The sequence below is a fragment of the Streptomyces sp. NPDC045968 genome (assembly GCF_056430475.1).
Window position 1 is genome coordinate 148965 of sequence record NZ_JBWKLF010000003.1, and the last position, 16512, is coordinate 165476.

17 protein-coding genes, 1 tRNA gene and 1 pseudogene are annotated in these 16512 nt (G+C 69.0%); 10 read left to right on the plus strand and 9 right to left on the minus strand.

Annotated features, from left to right (window positions below):
- Positions 1-4 precede the first annotated feature (4 nt).
- The 4 genes from AC07FA_RS10080 to AC07FA_RS10095 form a co-directional block, all read right to left on the minus strand.
- Complete coding sequence (locus tag AC07FA_RS10080) at positions 5-835, minus strand: MBL fold metallo-hydrolase (protein WP_479074445.1); 831 nt, start codon at positions 833-835, stop codon at positions 5-7.
- Complete coding sequence (locus AC07FA_RS10085) at positions 832-1725, minus strand: NUDIX hydrolase (protein ID WP_479074446.1); 894 nt, start codon at positions 1723-1725, stop codon at positions 832-834. Before AC07FA_RS10085 ends, AC07FA_RS10080 begins: the two co-directional genes overlap by 4 nt.
- A gap of 165 nt (positions 1726-1890) precedes the next feature.
- Positions 1891-2361, minus strand: a complete 471-nt coding sequence (locus AC07FA_RS10090; protein ID WP_479074447.1) for a RidA family protein — start codon at positions 2359-2361, stop codon at positions 1891-1893.
- On the minus strand, positions 2361-2519 hold the full coding sequence (locus AC07FA_RS10095; protein WP_019992579.1) for a Sp36 family protein: 159 nt from the start codon (positions 2517-2519) through the stop codon (positions 2361-2363). Before AC07FA_RS10095 ends, AC07FA_RS10090 begins: the two co-directional genes overlap by 1 nt.
- A gap of 72 nt (positions 2520-2591) precedes the next feature.
- Here AC07FA_RS10095 and bagA point away from each other — a divergent pair, with 72 nt between their 5' ends.
- Both bagA and bagB read left to right on the plus strand, forming a co-directional pair.
- On the plus strand, positions 2592-3566 hold the full coding sequence (bagA, locus tag AC07FA_RS10100; RefSeq protein ID WP_479074448.1) for an ATPase BagA: 975 nt from the start codon (positions 2592-2594) through the stop codon (positions 3564-3566).
- A complete protein-coding gene (gene bagB / locus AC07FA_RS10105) occupies positions 3563-4912 on the plus strand; it encodes an ATPase BagB (RefSeq protein WP_479074450.1) in 1350 nt (449 codons plus the stop codon). Before bagA ends, bagB begins: the two co-directional genes overlap by 4 nt.
- 44 nt (positions 4913-4956) lie before the next feature.
- Here the strand turns inward: bagB and AC07FA_RS10110 are convergent, their stop codons facing one another.
- Positions 4957-5307 carry a WhiB family transcriptional regulator gene (locus AC07FA_RS10110; protein ID WP_328910953.1) on the minus strand — a complete coding sequence of 117 codons (351 nt, stop codon included), beginning with the start codon at positions 5305-5307 and terminating at the stop codon, positions 4957-4959.
- A 406-nt stretch (positions 5308-5713) separates the two neighbouring features.
- On the opposite strand from AC07FA_RS10110, the gene AC07FA_RS10115 reads away from it, so the two are divergent.
- From AC07FA_RS10115 to AC07FA_RS10125, 3 genes are all read left to right on the plus strand, one after another.
- The gene (locus tag AC07FA_RS10115) at positions 5714-7969 is read left to right on the plus strand and encodes a transglycosylase domain-containing protein (RefSeq protein WP_479074451.1); all 2256 of its coding nucleotides are present in this window, start codon (positions 5714-5716) and stop codon (positions 7967-7969) included.
- Positions 7970-8485: 516 nt separating this feature from the next.
- Positions 8486-8938: a PASTA domain-containing protein gene (locus AC07FA_RS10120; protein WP_479074453.1), complete on the plus strand. Its 453-nt coding sequence runs from the start codon at positions 8486-8488 to the stop codon at positions 8936-8938.
- 69 nt (positions 8939-9007) lie between these two features.
- Entirely contained in the window at positions 9008-9397 is a 390-nt protein-coding gene (locus AC07FA_RS10125) for a hypothetical protein (protein ID WP_479074455.1), read from the plus strand.
- Positions 9398-9477: 80 nt separating this feature from the next.
- Here the strand turns inward: AC07FA_RS10125 and AC07FA_RS10130 are convergent, their stop codons facing one another.
- On the minus strand, positions 9478-9942 hold the full coding sequence (locus tag AC07FA_RS10130) for a GatB/YqeY domain-containing protein (protein ID WP_479074456.1): 465 nt from the start codon (positions 9940-9942) through the stop codon (positions 9478-9480).
- A gap of 79 nt (positions 9943-10021) precedes the next feature.
- Between AC07FA_RS10130 and AC07FA_RS10135 the strand changes: the two genes are divergently transcribed.
- Together AC07FA_RS10135 and AC07FA_RS10140 are read left to right on the plus strand one after the other, a co-directional pair.
- Entirely contained in the window at positions 10022-10960 is a 939-nt protein-coding gene (locus AC07FA_RS10135) for a metallophosphoesterase (protein ID WP_479074457.1), read from the plus strand.
- 99 nt (positions 10961-11059) lie between these two features.
- Positions 11060-11133 (plus strand) — tRNA-Pro (locus AC07FA_RS10140).
- Between the two features lie 77 nt (positions 11134-11210).
- Here AC07FA_RS10140 and AC07FA_RS10145 read toward each other — a convergent pair.
- Together AC07FA_RS10145 and AC07FA_RS10150 are read right to left on the minus strand one after the other, a co-directional pair.
- A pseudogene (locus tag AC07FA_RS10145) lies at positions 11211-11687 on the minus strand (tyrosine-type recombinase/integrase); the annotation flags it as partial.
- Positions 11688-12403: 716 nt separating this feature from the next.
- Entirely contained in the window at positions 12404-12841 is a 438-nt protein-coding gene (locus tag AC07FA_RS10150; protein ID WP_479074458.1) for a MarR family winged helix-turn-helix transcriptional regulator, read from the minus strand.
- A 115-nt stretch (positions 12842-12956) separates the two neighbouring features.
- Between AC07FA_RS10150 and AC07FA_RS10155 the strand changes: the two genes are divergently transcribed.
- From AC07FA_RS10155 to AC07FA_RS10165, 3 genes are all read left to right on the plus strand, one after another.
- Positions 12957-14465 carry an MFS transporter gene (locus tag AC07FA_RS10155; protein ID WP_479074459.1) on the plus strand — a complete coding sequence of 503 codons (1509 nt, stop codon included), beginning with the start codon at positions 12957-12959 and terminating at the stop codon, positions 14463-14465.
- Positions 14466-14522: 57 nt separating this feature from the next.
- Complete coding sequence (locus tag AC07FA_RS10160) at positions 14523-15401, plus strand: maleylpyruvate isomerase family mycothiol-dependent enzyme (RefSeq protein WP_479074460.1); 879 nt, start codon at positions 14523-14525, stop codon at positions 15399-15401.
- Positions 15402-15532: 131 nt separating this feature from the next.
- The gene (locus tag AC07FA_RS10165; protein WP_479074461.1) at positions 15533-15703 is read left to right on the plus strand and encodes a hypothetical protein; all 171 of its coding nucleotides are present in this window, start codon (positions 15533-15535) and stop codon (positions 15701-15703) included.
- A 139-nt stretch (positions 15704-15842) separates the two neighbouring features.
- On the opposite strand, the gene AC07FA_RS10170 is transcribed toward AC07FA_RS10165, so the two are convergent.
- Positions 15843-16508, minus strand: coding sequence for a potassium-transporting ATPase subunit C (locus AC07FA_RS10170; protein ID WP_479075164.1), 666 nt, complete (start codon positions 16506-16508; stop codon positions 15843-15845).
- Positions 16509-16512 lie beyond the last annotated feature (4 nt).

Sequence of the window (16512 nt, forward strand, 5' to 3'; positions counted from 1 at the left end):
AGCTCTAGATGAGTCCGTGCTCGGTCAGATACTCCAGCTGGGCCCGCACCGACAGTTCCGCCGCGGGCCACAGCGAGCGGTCCACGTCGGCGTACACGTGGGACACCACGTCCGAAGGCGACCGGCGGCCCGACTCCACCGCCGTCTCCACCTGGGCCAGGCGGTGCGCGCGATGGGCGAGATAGAACTCCAGCGCCCCCTGCGCGTCCTCCAGGACCGGCCCGTGCCCCGGCAGGACGGTGTGCACTCCGTCGTCGACCGTCAGCGAGCGCAGGCGCCGCAGCGAGTCGAGGTAGTCGCCCAGCCGCCCGTCCGGGTGCGCCACCATCGACGTACCGCGTCCCAGGACCGTGTCACCCGTGAGCACCGCTCCGTCGGCCGGCAGGTGGAAGGAGAGCGAGTCCGCGGTGTGCCCAGGGGTCGGGACCACCCGGAGTTCGAGTCCGCCGGTGGTGATCACATCGCGCGCCCCCAGCCCCTCGTCGCCCAGCCGCAGCGCCGCGTCCAGGGCGCGCACCTTCGTACGGGTCAGCTCGGCGAAGCGTGCCGCGCCCTCCGCGTGGTCGGCGTGGCCGTGGGTGAGGAGGGTGAGCGCGACTCGGCGCCCGGCCCGCTCGGCGGTGTCGATCACCGCCCGCAGGTGGGCCTCGTCCAGCGGGCCCGGGTCGATGACGACGGCCAGGTCCGAGCCGGGTTCGGCCACGATCCAGGTGTTGGTGCCGTCCAGCGTCATCGCCGACGCGTTCGGGGCGAGGACGTTGACCGTACGGGTGGTGGCGGGGCCGGAGAGGACTCCGCCCCGCGGCTGCCCGGGAAGTGCCTCCGCGTCGCTCATGCGCCCTCGCCCTCCGTGCTCCCGGCCGGGATGTGTTTGGTGAACTCGTCGTGTCCCGGCCAGCTCAGCACCAGCTCGTCGCCGTCCAGGCGGGCCTGTGCGAGTACGGGAGCGAGGTCCTGGGTGTCTGCCGCCTTCAGGGCCTCCGCGGCCGTCCCGTACGGCCTGAGCGTCCGCAGCGTGGACACGGTGGGCGGCATCATCAGCAGTTCGCCCCTGTCGTAGCCGTCGGCCGCCTCGCCGGGGGCGATCCACACGGTCCTGTCGGCCTCGGTGGACGCGTTACGGGTGCGCTGGCCCTCGGGGAGCGCGGCGACGAAGAACCAGGTGTCGTAGCGGCGCGGTTCGAACTCCGGGGTGATCCACCGCGCCCACGCGCCGAGCAGGTCGGAACGCAGCAGCAGACCACGCCGGTCCAGGAATTCCGCGAAGGACAGCTCACGGGCGACCAGCGCCTCGCGGTCGGCCTCCCAGTCCGCCCCGGTCGTGTCGCTGACGACCGTGCCTGCCGTCGGCCCCGCCAGGAGGACGCCCGCCTCCTCGTACGTCTCGCGCACGGCCGCGCAGACGATGGCCTGCGCCTCGGTCACCGTGGCGACGCCGAGCCGCTCCGCCCAGTGGTCGAGCGAAGGCCCGGCCCAGCCGACCAGGTGGTCGTCGTCGCGCGGATCGACTCCGCCACCCGGATAGGCGTACGCACCCCCGGCGAACGCCATGGAGGTGCGGCGACGCAGCATGTGCACGGTGGGCCCACCCCCGGTGCCCGCGGCAGGGTCCCGGAGCAGCATCACGGTGGCGGCCCGCCTGGGGGCCACGGCTGTCAGCTCGCCTGCGGCGAGGGCCCGAATCCGGTCGGGCCATTCCGGTGGGTACCACTGACCATTGGACATGGCCGGAGGCTATCCGGAACCGTCCCGATGTTCGAGGGCCGCGGGTGATTCGTACATGCCCCTTACACGCATGCTCCCCCTGGGGCGCTCCCTTGCCCCTTACACGCGCGATCCCGCCCGGTCACACGGACCGGACGGGATCATCGCAGGCGTACAGGAGACGGCTCAGGCGTCGACGAGCTCGACCTGCACCTCGACCTCCACCGGCGCGTCCAGCGGCAGCACCGCGACGCCCACGGCGCTGCGCGCGTGCACGCCCTTGTCGCCGAGGACCTCGCCCAGCAGCTCGCTCGCACCGTTGATCACGGCCGGCTGACCGGTGAAGTCGGCGGCCGAGGCGACGAAGCCCACGACCTTCACGACCCGGGCGATCCGGTCCAGGTCACCCGCGACCGACTTCACCGCCGCAAGGGCGTTGAGCGCGCACGTCCTGGCGAGCTCCTTCGCCTCGTCGGGCGTCACCTCGGCGCCGACCTTGCCGGTCACCGCGAGCTTGCCCTCCACCATCGGCAGCTGACCGGAGGTGTAGACGTACACCCCGGACTGCACGGCCGGCTGGTACGACGCGAGCGGCGGCACGACGTCCGGGAGCGTCAGGCCCAGCTCGGCGAGGCGCGCCTCGACCACGCCCGCCACTACGGCTTCTCCCGCTTCAGGTACGCCACGAGCTGCTCGGGGTTGTTCGGGCCGGGCACGACCTGGACGAGCTCCCAGCCGTCCTCGCCCCAGGTGTCCAGAATCTGCTTGGTCGCGTGCACGAGAAGGGGCACGGTCGCGTATTCCCACTTGGTCATGGAGCCGACTGTAATACCTGGCACGTGCGGCCTCGTGCGTAGCCCGGGGCACGACTGGTTAGGCTCCAGGACGTGAGCAGGTTCCAGGTCGTCAGCGGCAAGGGCGGTACCGGTAAGACCACGGTCGCCGCCGCCCTCGCGCTCGCCCTCGCGACCGAGGGGAAGCGCACCCTCCTCGTCGAGGTCGAGGGCAGACAGGGCATCGCCCAGCTCTTCGAGTCGGAAGCGCTCCCCTACGAGGAGCGCAAGATCGCCGTCGCGCCGGGCGGCGGGGAGGTCCATGCCCTGGCGATCGACGCCGAGCGTGCCCTCCTCGACTACCTCCAGATGTTCTACAAACTGGGCAGCGCCGGCCGGGCGCTCAAGAAGCTCGGGGCGATCGATTTCGCCACCACCATCGCACCGGGGGTCCGGGACGTCCTGCTGACCGGCAAGGCGTGCGAAGCCGTACGCCGCAAGGACAAGCGGGGACGTTTCGTCTACGACCACGTGGTCATGGACGCGCCTCCCACCGGACGCATCACCCGCTTCCTCAACGTGAACGACGAGGTCGCAGGGCTGGCGAAGATCGGCCCGATACACAATCAGGCACAGGCCGTGATGCGGGTCCTGAAGTCCCCGGAGACCGCGGTCCACCTCGTGACGCTGCTGGAGGAGATGCCGGTCCAGGAGACCGCGGACGGCATCGCCGAGCTCCGTGCGGCCGAGCTGCCCGTGGGCCGGGTCATCGTGAACATGGTGCGCCCGCACCTGCTGGACGAGGACGCGCTGCGGACGGCCTCCGGGGCCCGTCGCAAGGAGATCGCGAAGACGCTGACCCGGTCGGGCGTGACCGGCTCCGCCGCACTCGTACGGCCGCTGGTCGCGCAGGCGGCCGAGCACGCCCAGCGGGTCTCGCTGGAGCGCGAGCAGCGCGCCGTGCTGGCCGGTCTGGAGCTGCCCACGGCAGAACTCCCGCTGATCGGCGAGGGTGTGGACCTCCCCGCGCTGTACGACCTGGCGGCCGAGCTCCGTAAACAGGGCGCAGGGGAAGAGGTGGGGTCATGACGCTGGGTTCGGACGTCGCACCGGGGCTGGACACGGATGCGCTCCTGGACGACCCGGAGATCCGGATCGTCGTGTGCTGCGGCTCCGGCGGGGTCGGCAAGACCACGACGGCCGCCGCTCTCGGCGTACGGGCAGCCGAACGCGGGCGCAAGGCGGTGGTCCTCACCATCGACCCGGCCCGCCGGCTCGCCCAGTCCATGGGCATCGGCCAGCTGGACAACATCCCGCGCCGGGTCGAGGAGATCGACGGCGCGGGCGGCGGCGAACTGCACGCCATGATGCTCGACATGAAGCGGACCTTCGACGAGACCGTCGAGGCGCACACCGACGCCGACCGGGCCCGCGCGATCCTGGAGAACCCCTTCTACCAGTCCCTGTCGGCCGGTTTCGCGGGCACGCAGGAGTACATGGCGATGGAGAAGCTGGGGCAGCTGAGGGCCCGCGACGAGTGGGATCTGATCATCGTCGACACGCCGCCCTCGCGCTCCGCGCTGGACTTCCTGGACGCGCCGAAGCGTCTGGGTTCGTTCCTGGACGGAAAGTTCATCCGGCTGCTGGTGGCTCCGGCGAAGATCGGCGGCCGGGCCGGGATGAAGTTCCTCAATGTCGGCATGTCGATGATGACGGGGACGCTCGGCAAGCTGCTCGGCGGTCAGTTCCTCCGCGACGTACAGACCTTCGTCGCAGCGATGGACTCGATGTTCGGCGGATTCCGTAGCCGGGCCGATGCCACCTACAAGCTGCTCCAGGCGCCCGGCACGGCGTTCCTCGTCGTCGCGACGCCCGAGCGGGACGCGCTGCGCGAGGCCGCGTACTTCGTGGAGCGGCTGGCAGCGGAGGAGATGCCTCTGGCCGGGCTGGTGCTCAACCGGGTGCACGGCAGCGAGGCTTCCCGGCTGACCGCGGAGCGTGCGCTGGCCGCCGCGGAAAATCTTGAAGAGCGCGGCATTGTGGATCAGACGACAGGGAAGGCTGGCCTCAGTGACCCGGTGGACCCGGCGGGCGCCTCTCCCGAAGCCCCTGGCACACCGCTGCCCCCCGACGAACGCGACGATTCGCACGAGCCGAATGAACCGCACGAGCCGCGTGATGAACCCGGCCCTTCCGCATCAGCCGAGCACTCGGTCGAGCAGCTGACCGCAGGTCTGCTGCGGCTGCACGCCGAGCGCATGCAGGTCGTCGCGCGCGAACAGCGCACACGCGACCGCTTCACCGCACTCCATCCCGAGGTCGCAGTCACCGAAGTGGCCGCGCTGCCCGGCGATGTACACGACCTGGCGGGTCTCCGAGCCATCGGAGACCGGCTCGCGGCCGGTTCCGCTTCCGCTCCGGCCGGAGCTGCCTAGGCCCTACCGCCCGTCACCCCCTAGTGGGGCGCGGGCTCGTGGGCCTACCCCACGGCGGCGAACGTCTCGTGCAGCACGTCGTCGTCCAGGCCGACCGCTGCGGGCAGGATGCCCGTCGACTGCTCGTATTCACTGCGAGCGGTCTCCAGCAGGCGACGCCAGGACGTGACGGTGGGCCGTCTGCGCAGTAGTGCGCGGCGCTCCCGCTCCGTCATTCCGCCCCACACGCCGAATTCGACGCGATTGTCCAGCGCGTCGGCCAGGCATTCGGTCCGCACCGGACAACCGGTGCACACCGCCTTGGCCCTGTTCTGCGCTGCCCCTTGTACGAACAGTTCATCCGGATCGGTAGTGCGGCAGGCTGCCTGCGCACTCCAGTCGGTTACCCAGCCCATGCCGGCGCCGTCCTCTCCCGAATCGAGGCTCCCCCACGGCGGCGGCGGCATATTCACCGCCACCAGTTGAGGACGTTACGGAAGGTAGGGACGGCACAACACCCCCTTCGGGCCCAATCTTCGATGGCCCGAACGGACTATGCGTACGCGGCAGATCACCCAGAGGAGTGAGGGGAGGACATACGAGACCATCACCCTGAAATCGGGATAGTGCACCCAAGTCGCTGCGGGCAATCCGTGACACACAAGGCGAATTCGGGAACGCCGGGGGCCGCGGAGACACTGCGAACGGAGATGGCTGGAACTGCACGGGGGTTGATATGAAACCGGACTGCTGTGACAGTTGAGAGCAGCTTAGGCCAACGCATATACGCCTGTCCGGCGAATGAGAACGTAGGCTGCCCCCATGCCAAAGAAGCGCTCGGGCGGGGGTCTCACGACGACCCAGCAGGCCGCCAAGTTCCTCGGTGTCGCCGCACTATCCGGAGCTGTCCTGGCAGGTATCGCACTGCCTGCCGCCGGAGTGCTCGGCCTCGCGGCCAAGGGGACGGTCGAGGGATTCGACGAAATCCCTTCCAACCTCAAGACGCCACCGCTCAGTCAGCGCACCAAGATCCTGGACAGCGACGGCGGTCTCATCGCGACCGACTACTCGCGCGACCGGACCGTCGTACCGCTCAAGGACATCTCCCCGTACATGCAGGACGCGATCATCGCGATCGAGGACTCGCGCTTCTACGAGCACGGGGCCGTCGACCTAAAGGGCATCCTGCGCGCGATGAACCGCAACGTGCAGGCCGGCGGGGCGGCACAGGGTGCGTCGACCCTCACCCAGCAGTACGTGAAGAACGTCTTCGTCGAAGAGGCGGGCGACGACCAGGCGAAGGTCGCGGCGGCCACCCAGCAGACGCTGGGCCGCAAGGTCCGCGAGCTCAAGTACGCGATCCAGGTCGAGGAAGAGCTCGGCAAGAAGAAGATCCTGGAGAACTACCTCAACATCACGTTCTTCGGGCAGCAGGCGTACGGCATCGAGGCCGCGTCCCAGCGCTACTTCTCCAAGCCCGCCAAGAAGCTCGAACTGGCGGAAGCGGCGATGCTGGCCGGCATCGTCCAGTCGCCGAGCCGCTACGACCCGGTCAACGACGCACAGGAGGCGACCAAGCGTCGCAACACCGTGCTGCAGCGTATGGCCGCGACCAAGAGCATCACGCAGGCCGAGGCCGAGAAAGCCATGGCCACCCCGCTCGGCCTGAAGGTCAGCAAGCCCCGCAGCGGCTGCATCACCGCCGTCGAGGGCGCCGGCTTCTTCTGCAACTACGTCCGCAAGACCGTCCTGTCCGACCCCGCGTTCGGCAAGACCGAGGCCGACCGGCAGAAGCTGTGGGACCTCGGCGGCCTGACCATCAAGACCACCCTCGACCCCGAGGCGCAGGCGGCGGCCAACAAGGCGGCCACCTCCCGCGTCAACAAGGACGACGGCGTCGCCGCCTCGGTCGTCCAGGTCCAGCCCGGCACCGGCAAGATCCTCTCGATGGGACAGTCGCGGCCGTACGGGCTCGACGGGACGAAGAACGAGACGGTGATCAACCTCGCCGTCGGCAGCGACATGGGCGGTACGACGTACGGCTTCCAGGTCGGCTCGACGTTCAAGCCCATCACCGCGGCCGCCGCTCTGGAGGGCGGCGTCAGCCCGACCACGGTCTACGACGACCCGTGGAAGATCAGCATGGCGAAGAGCGACTACCGGACCTGCGCCGGCAGCCCGACCGGCTCGGGCCAGTGGCCCGTGCAGAACGAGCTCGAGTCCGAGAAGGGCCCCTACGACCTGACCAGCGCGCTGGGCAAGTCCATCAACACCTACTTCGCGCGGCTGGAGCAGAAGGTCGGTCTGTGCGAGACCGTCACCATGGCGAAGAAGCTCGGGTACGAGGCGGGCACGGGAAGGAAGCTCGGCGAGGACGCGTCGATCACCCTCGGGGTCGCGGAGAACACCCCGCTGGGCATGGCCTCCACCTACGCCGCCTTCGCCAACCGCGGCACGTACTGCTCTCCCGTCGCCATCGAGGCGGTCACCACGCGGGCCGGCAAGTCGCTGCCCGTCCCGAAGAGCGTCTGCAACCAGGCGATGAGCGAGCGCACCGCCGACATGATCAACCAGATGCTCAAGGGCGTCGTCGAGGACGGGACCGGCGCCCAGGCCGGACTCACCGACCGCGACAACGCGGGCAAGACCGGTACCACCGATGACCGCAAGGACGCCTGGTTCGTCGGCTACACCCCGAACCTGTCCACCGCGGTCTGGGTCGGCGACGACGTCGGCGAGAAGCGCGGCATGTACAACATCACCATCGGCGGCCAGTACTACGACAAGGTCTGCGGTGGCTGCCTTCCCGGCCCGATCTGGCGGACCGCGATGACCGAGATGCTGAGCGCCGGCGAAACGCCCTCGTTCAACTACGTCAAGATTCCGCGCGGCAACACGAAGCCCGAGAAGGAAGAGAAGGGCGACAGGGGCGACAGGGGTGACAGGGACGAGAACGGCAACGGCGGCCGTGGTGACGACGCCAACCCCGGCGACGACATCTCCCTGCCCGGCCTCCTCGGCGGCGCCACCGGTGGTGACGGTGACTGGGGAGACGGCACCGGCGGCGGCCGGAACTGATCCGCCGGCTTGGTTCACGCACCTCGGTGCGCGGGCGGCGCTGATCGCGTAGAAGCACGAAGAGGGTGCCCCGGGATGATCCCGGGGCACCCTCTTCGTGCTTCACCCCTACGTGACCAAGCTCACGTGACTCTTCGTGAAAAACGCGACTCCTGACCTGCGTGGCGAATCCATAAATTCCACCCACAAACGACTTTGTGACACCTGGATTTCACCCAACGCAGTACCGGACGACCTTGTTCCGTATATCTTGACCTCCGCCCCGTCCTCACCACGTCTTCCCCACCTATGATCGAAGAAGAAAGAGCCGCGAGTATTTATTACTCACTTTGCGGCGCACACGAAAAAACAAGGGCGTAAAGACGGTTGCGATTTATCGGGACGGCAAGAGCCATTGTCTTTCTCCTCGCGTCCTCGTCGCTCGTCGCAGGCTGCGGATCATCACCCGAGGCCTCACGGCCCAAGGACGAGGCCGGCTTCCGGAGCGTGAAGCCGGGGACTCCGCTCGTGGAGGTCGTGGACGAGGTGACGTCCGCGGGACTCGGACTCTCGGTCCGGGACGCGACCTCCCTGGGCAGATACATACCGCCGGAGATGACCCGGAAGTACGAGGTGTGCTTCACGGAGGACAAGCCGGAGCTCAGCGCGGTCGACCTGTTCGTGGTGCCATCGGCGGAGGACTGCCCCGCGAAGAGGGGCGCCGACGTGCCACGCCCCGCGGTCCCCGACGTAACGGGCAGGACCACCGGCGAAGCCGCGGCCCTGATGGCCGCGACCGGCTTCCGGCCCGACCGCATGACGGCCCGGGACCGGGATAAACCGTCCAGGCCGCTCGACGCCCGGGCAGCGAGGAATTGGCAGGTCTGTTCTCAGTCCCCTGCCGCAGGAAGCCCGTTCACGGCTGACGGAAAAGTCCTCATGCTCATCGCGGCCAACTGTCGGACCACTCAGAAGATTCAGCCTGAATGATTCAAAGCGCACGGACCGGGCTGCATCTCCGATAGCCACAACCGAAAGGTCATTTATATGCGTCACGCAATGCGCGCCGTAACCATCGCCTCCGCAGTTCTGCTCGTGGGAGGAATCACGGCGTCCTCGGCGCAGGCCGACGACCCCGCCGTGACCATCTACACCGCGTCCCAGCTGGGCAAGGCCAAGTTCGAGCCCTACGGCGAGCACCTCTACATCACCGACCTGGTCAGTGACGGCAAGTCGACGGTGGCCCGGCTCGTCGTGCAGGGGGACACCACGTACTACTACTGGAACCGGACCAAGGCCGGCTCGACGCGCGACGTGGACATGTCGCTCCCCGAGGACCGTCACGTCGCCCTCGTGGCGTACACCGGCGTCTACGACGGGACCGTGACCGGCGGCATCCACTGGGACAGCTACGACCACATGCTGGAGTCGGTCTCGACCTTCAGCTGATCCACGCGCCGATGACGGGCCCCCGGCGGAGGCAGAACGCCCGCCGGGGGCCCGTCAGGCGGTGGGTCCCGAACCGGTGATCAGCCCGCGAGGAGCTTCTTCACCGTCGCGGCCACCCGGCCGCCCTCGGCGAGGCCCGCCACCTTCGGGTTCACGATCTTCATGACGGCGCCCATCGCGCGCGGCCCCTCGGCTCCGGCGGCCTTCGCCTCCTCGACCGCGGCGGCGACGATGTCCGTGAGCTCCTCGTCGTTGAGCTGCTTGGGAAGGTACGCGTCGAGCAGCTCGCCCTCGGCCTTCTCCCGGTCGGCCTGCTCCTGCCGGCCGCCCTGAGCGAATGCCTCCGCGGCCTCGCGGCGCTTCTTCGCCTCCCGGGCGATCACCTTCTGCACCTCGTCGTCGGAGAGTTCGCGCGCCGTCTTGCCGCTGACCTCCTCCTTGGTGATCGCGGTGAGGGTCAGCCGGAGGGTGGACGAGGTCAGCTCGTCACGCGCCTTCATGGCCGTGGTGAGGTCTTCCTTGAGCTTGGACTTGAGCGTGGTCATGCGGCGATTGTGACAGGTACGGGGCACCTGCCGCCCGTGCGTTTTCCTGTCGCGGCACCGTGTCTGCGACGATGGGCACATGCGCGCACGCTACGGAGTACCCCTGAAAGTCACGGCTGTCGGCGCTGCGGTCGGCGTCGCCGGTCTCGCTTACGCCGCCGGATTCGAGGCCCGCTCGTTCCGCCTGCGACGGATCACGGTTCCTGTACTCCCGCACGGGGCACGCCCGTTGCGCGTGCTCCAGGTCTCCGACATCCACATGGTGTCCGGCCAGCGCAAGAAGCGGGCCTGGCTCCAGTCGCTCGCGGGCCTGCGCCCCGACTTCGTGGTGAACACCGGCGACAACCTCTCGGACCCGGAAGCCGTACCGGAGGTGCTCGACGCGCTCGGTCCGCTGATGGAGCTCCCCGGGGTCTACGTCTTCGGTTCCAACGACTACTACGGCCCCAAGCTCCGTAACCCCGCCCGGTATCTGTTCGAGAAGATGCAGGGCAACCACGGCCTCAACGGCAACGCCCCGGCGGTCGGCGTCGTCCACAACCCGTGGGAGCCGATGCGGGACGCGTTCGACGAGGCGGGCTGGCTGGGCCTGTCCAATACGCGCGGACGGCTGAAGCTCGACGGCCTGGAGATCGCCTTCACCGGCCTCGACGACCCGCACATCAAGCGCGACCGTTACGCGGAGGTCGCGGGCGGCCCCGAGACCGGCGCGGACCTCTCCATCGGCGTGGTCCACGCCCCGTACCTGCGCTCCCTCGACGCCTTCACGGCCGAGGGCTACCCCCTGATCCTGGCGGGCCACACGCACGGCGGCCAGCTCTGCATCCCCTTCTACGGGGCCCTCGTCACCAACTGCGACCTGGACACGGACCGGGTCAAGGGCCTCTCCACCCACACGGCCGGGGGCCGGCGGTCCTATCTGCACGTCTCGGCCGGCTGCGGCACCAACCGCTACACCCCGGTCCGGTTCGCCTGCCCGCCCGAGGCGACGCTGCTGACCCTCACGCCGCGCGACTGACCCACGGACCGGGGGCCTCCGGCACCCGCAGAAACCGGATTTCGCCTCCGGCCGCGGGTGGGCTAAAGTAATCGATGTCGCCGGGAGACCGCGTGACATCGGGGTGTAGCGCAGCTTGGCAGCGCGCTTCGTTCGGGACGAAGAGGTCGTGGGTTCAAATCCCGCCACCCCGACAGCTAAGTAGCAGGTCAGAGGGCCCTTACCGGGTAGGTAAGGGCCCTCTGGCGTTACTGCGTGTCTATCTACGTGACTACCGCTCCGGACCGCGGTGGAAGATCCCGTCCGTGACCACGGCTCCGGTCTGGATCACAGGGCGGATCCGCTTGCGGTAGACCTCCTCGGTGACAGCCGTCCCTGAATGGCCAACCAGGCGAGAGATCTCCTCCAGGGGGACACCACGGTCGGACAGCAGGGACACGAAGCTGTGCCTGTGCCGGAGCTCCCGCGGTGTCCACTCTTCGGCGTTGATTTCCCACGGCCTCATTGAGCGCCTGGCGGAACGCGCGCCGGACGTTGGTTGCATCGAGAGCCGTACCCAGCCTTGCTCTTCGAACTGTTGCCAGAGGGCCTCGACGCAACGTGCCCGCGGAGCGAGTGTTCGCCGGGACTTCCGGATCTTCGTGTCCCCGCCGCGACGGACCGAGCGCCACACTGCGATGTGCGGAGGCTGAGGCGGGTCGGCATCCGGCTGGCCCTTCAGGAACACGTGGTCCCAGCTCAGGGCTCGCCCGCCAATCTCTCCGAGACGCGTCGACGCAGTAGCACAGCCGAGGCGATGAACCGAGCCGGACACGAGCGGTCCCCAGCGGGCACCGGAGTCGTACTCAGATCGGTTTTCTCCGAGCTCCATGAGCTCCATGACCGACCTGATAAGGATGAGGCTGGTCAGCAAAACCAGACCGACGGGCCGCCGGTCAGCAGCTGGTGGACAGCGGCCCGCCTGTTCCGGTCTGGCCGTCAACGTCCTCGTCGATAGGCCAGGATGATCCCGATCGCAGCCAGCACTGCGACCACGACGACGAACCATGTCGGCATTAAGTCGAGCCCCTTGTAGGCGATTGGGGCGGCGGTCATGGGCATCAGCCTCCTTAAGCGCGAGCAGTCTTCGAATACCCGTCATCAAGTTCGAGATGTCGGTGACCTGCTCACTGCCTTCCGGCCTCACGATCGTGAGTGTCCAACTGCGTGACAACGCCGACGAACAGCGGCGGACAAGCGCGAACGTCTGCGGACCGTCAGCACAGGTGAGAGGCGCTCCGGGCCATGGCCGAGCTCCCACCCGAGTTACTTCGGGACGAAAGGTCGTGGGTTCAAATCCCGCCACCCCCGACAGCCAAATCACGTCAGGCCCGGCACTGAGAGATCAGTACCGGGCCTGACGTGTTGTACGGGCCGTTTCGGGAGCCAGGGGGCGGCCGTCCGCTCCCCCTTTGCCGTGGTCGGTCAGGCGGCAGCGGGGCGGGAGACGAAGACGCGTTCCAGCAGGACGTACAGGGCGTCCCTGTCCTGGTCGCTGAGCTGGTTCAGGCCGTCCAGCGTGGTGTGCATCCTGGCGCGGATCACGTCGATGACGCGCTTGCCCTCGGGCGTGAGGACCACATTCTTGACGCGCCGGTCGGTGGGGTTGGCTTCGCGGCGGACCAGGCCGCGCTTCTCCAGCCGGTCGATGATCCCCGTCATGTTGGAGGCGTCGCAGGTCAGCGTGTCGGCCAGGACGCGCATCGCGGCCGGGCCCCGGCGCAGCACAGTCAGCGTCTTGCCCTGGCTCGCCGTGAGATTCTCACTCGCCGCCGCGACCGTGAAGTCGCCGTAGTAGGCACCGAGCGACACCGAGAGCAGCTCCATGAGCTGGGCCGTGTCGACGCGGGGAGATCCTGTCATGCGGATCACCTTACCTCAGGAAACTTGACGATCTCAAATATTGACGTTTACCGTCTAACCCGTTGCTTGACGTTCTCAAGCATCTAGGTTGTCAAGTAGTCGAGAGAGAAGTTCCGTGTCCCACGCACATCACGCGACTCCCCCACGCGCCTCCGGGCAGACCGCGGTCGTCCTCGCCCTCGGTCTGGCCGCCATGGTGGTCTCGATGATGCAGACCCTGGTCGTTCCGATCCTGGGCATCATCCAGAGCGACCTGAACGCCACCACGGCGAACGCCAGTTGGGTGACCACGGCCACGCTGCTTTCGGCCGCCGTCTTCACCCCCCTGCTCGGCCGCTTCGGTGACCAGCACGGCAAGAGGCCCACCCTCATCGGTGTCCTGCTCGTGATGATCGCGGGCTCGGTGCTCGCGGCCACCACCAGCTCGCTGACCTGGCTGATCGTGGGCCGGGTGATGCAGGGGGCGGCGACCGCGATCTTCCCGCTCGCCCTGTCCGTACTGCGTGAGGAGATCAAGCCGCAGAAGCTGCACGGGGCCATGGCCCTGGTCAGCGGCACGCTGGCCTTCGGCAGCGGGCTCGCGCTGGTCGGCGCCGGACTGCTCACCCAGGGCTCCGATCCCGACTACCACCGGGTCTTCTGGCTCGCGGTCGTGCTCGCCGTGGTGGCGCTGGCGGGGGTGCTGTTCGCGGTGCCTCCCTCCCGTACGAAGACCGGGGGGCGGACCGACTGGCTGGGCGCGCTCACCCTCGCGATGCTGCTCGTGCTGCTGCTTCTGCCGATCTCGCAGGGACACGAGTGGGGATGGACGTCCGGCCGTACGCTCGGCGCCTTCGTGGGCGCGGTCGTCATGGCGGGCGTGTGGGCCGTCACCGAGAGCCGGGTCAGTGAGCCGATGGTGGACATGAAGATGTTCGTCCACCGGCCCGTTCTCTTCACCAACCTGGCCGGGCTGTTGCTGGGATTCGCGATGTTCGCCCAGTTCATCGGCGTCTCGTACCTCGTGCAGGTGCCCGAGGACCTCGCCGGTTACGGATTCGGCGCCTCGGTGCTCGGCGCGTCCGTCGCCTACCTGCTGCCGGCCACGCTCGTCTCGCTCGTCGGCGCCCAGTTCGGTGGTGTGCTCGTGCGACGGCTCGGCGCGCGCACCACGCTGGCCGCGGGGGCCTGCTTCGGAGTCCTCGGCTTCACGTGGCTGACCGTCGCGCACGACACCACCGCCTCGGTGATCGGCGCCGGCATGGTCATCGGTCTGGCGATCAGCTTCGGTTACGCCGCCATGCCGGCGCTCATCGTCGCCGGCGTCCCGGCCCACCAGTCCGGCATCGCCAACGGCCTCAACTCCATCTCCCGCTCGGTCGGCAGCGCCGTCGCCAGCGCGGTGATCACCTCGCTGCTCGCGTCGAAGACCATCGCACTCCCGGCCGGGATGCCCGTGCTGCCCCAGGAGAGCCAGTTCACGCTGAGCTTCGCCATCGCCGGGGCGGCGTTCGCCCTGGTCGTGGCCGTCGCTCTCATCGGGCTCAAGTCGTCGCATGCGCCGCGTACGCCGGTGCTGCGGAAGGTCGCGGGGTCCGGGACGGCGGAACCCGCACAGGCCGCAGCGGACGCCGAACTCGTCTGAACGGCGGGGGCGTCCACGCCCGCACGCCCTCACGAACTCCCTGAAAGGCACGCCACGATGAAGACCTCCGGCCACCCCAGCCAGGCATCGGCTCCCATCGTCGACCACCGCGCGCAGGTCGCGGCGGAGACCGCCCGGTTCGTCACGGTGGTCAGGGGCGCCGACCTGGCGACCCCGGTACCCAGCTGCCCCGACTGGACCCTGGCCGACCTGGTCAGGCACACCGGCAGCGTCCAGCGCTGGTTCTCGGCCCTGTTGCGGGAGGGCGTCCAGGAGGCCCCGCGGAGCCGCACGGTGGACCTGCGCCTCCCGGACCAGGAGGACGCGTACGCCGACTGGCTGGCCGAGAGCGCGCGCGTCGCCGCCGACGCCTTCGCGGTCACCGACCCGGGCCTGCCGATGTGGGCGTGGGGCGTCGATCAGCACGCCCGCTTCTGGGCGCGCCGAATGCTCTTCGAGACCCTGCTGCACCGGGCCGACGCCGAGCTGGCCCTCGGGCTCCGGCCCGTGATCGACCGCGCGGTGGCCATCGACGGGATCGACGAGTTCCTCGTCAACCTGCCCTTCGCCGCCTCCTTCGCCCCCGAGGTCGTCAACCTGCGCGGCCCCGGAAGGACCATCCGTTTCCGCGCCACCGACGGGGAGGGTGACTGGCTCGTCCGCCTGCGGCCCGACGGCTTCGCTCTCGCCTCGGCCCGCGCGAAGACGGAGACGGGGACGGAGACGGAGACGGAGACGGGGACGGGGACGGGGACGGGGACGGGGACGGGGACGATGGCAGAGACGATGGCGGAGACCGCTGACGCGACCGTCCAGGGAGCCGCGCGCGACCTGCTGCTTCTCGTCTACGGCCGTCTGCACCACAGCTCCGCGGCGCTCTCGCACGAGGGGGACGAGGCCCTGCTGACGCACTGGTTCGCCAACTCCGCGTTCTGAGCCGGGGCGCCGATCACCCTCCCGCTCCTGACGCACCCGGGGCCTCGGTCATGCCCGACATGCGACCTTCGTACGCACATGCGAATCTGGAAAGTGCCCCACCGTCCGGGACGCTGACAGGAGGCGTGGTCGTGAGCAAGAAACAGAGCCGGCAGAACCGTGGTGCTCGCACCGGTGGTCATGAGCGCAGTGCCACCGCGGAGACCAAGGAGCAGAGGCCGACAGAGGCCTCGCCCGAGGCGGTACGCGCGATCGGGGAGAGCGTTTCGCACAAGAAGGAGCGGAAGTTCGGGCACAACTGAGCCCTGCGGCGCCGGCCCTTCGGGGACGAGCGGGTGAGCAGCCTTCGCGTACGAAGGGGCGGCCCCGGAGTGCTGGGAACTGGACCCAGCACTCCGGGGCCGCCCGTCCGTTTCGGCCCTCACTTCCCGGTCACGGCCCTCACTTCTCCATCAGGGCCCTGAGTGCGACGTTGAGCTGGAGAACGTTGACGCGGGGCTCGCCGATGAAGCCGAGGGCGCGGGCGTCCGTGTGGCCGGTGACCAGTCGGCCCACCTGCTCGACGTCGAGGTTGTTCTTCTCAGCGACCCGGTTGACCTGGAGCTTCGCGTACTCCGGGGAGATGTGCGGGTCCAGGCCCGAACCGGAGGACGTCACGGCGTCGGCCGGGACGTCGGACGGTTCGACCGGGTGGCCGGGTGTCGAGTTGTCCGTCACCACCGCTGCCTTGGCGTCCTTCACCCACTGGATCAGTTCCGCGTTGTCGCCGGAACGGTTGGTCGCGCCGGAGAGGATGAGCGCGTACCGCGTGTTGGCGTTGTTGGCGCCGAGGCCGTTGGACGGGCGCGGCTGGAACCATCTGAGGTCCGGGGCCGCCGTCTCCTTCCCCTCCTTCAGCGGCAGGTCGTAGCGCTGCCCGATGAGTGCGGAGCCGACGGTCCGGCCTTCCGACGTGATCTCCGAGCCGTTCGCCTTGTCGTGGAACAGGGCCTGGGCGACGCCCGTGACCGCGAGCGGGTAGACGACCCCGCAGATCACGGTCAGGACGAGCAGGGCCCGCAGTCCGGCACCGAGCATCCGGGCGGTGTTGCCGAGGGAGTTGGTCATGGTG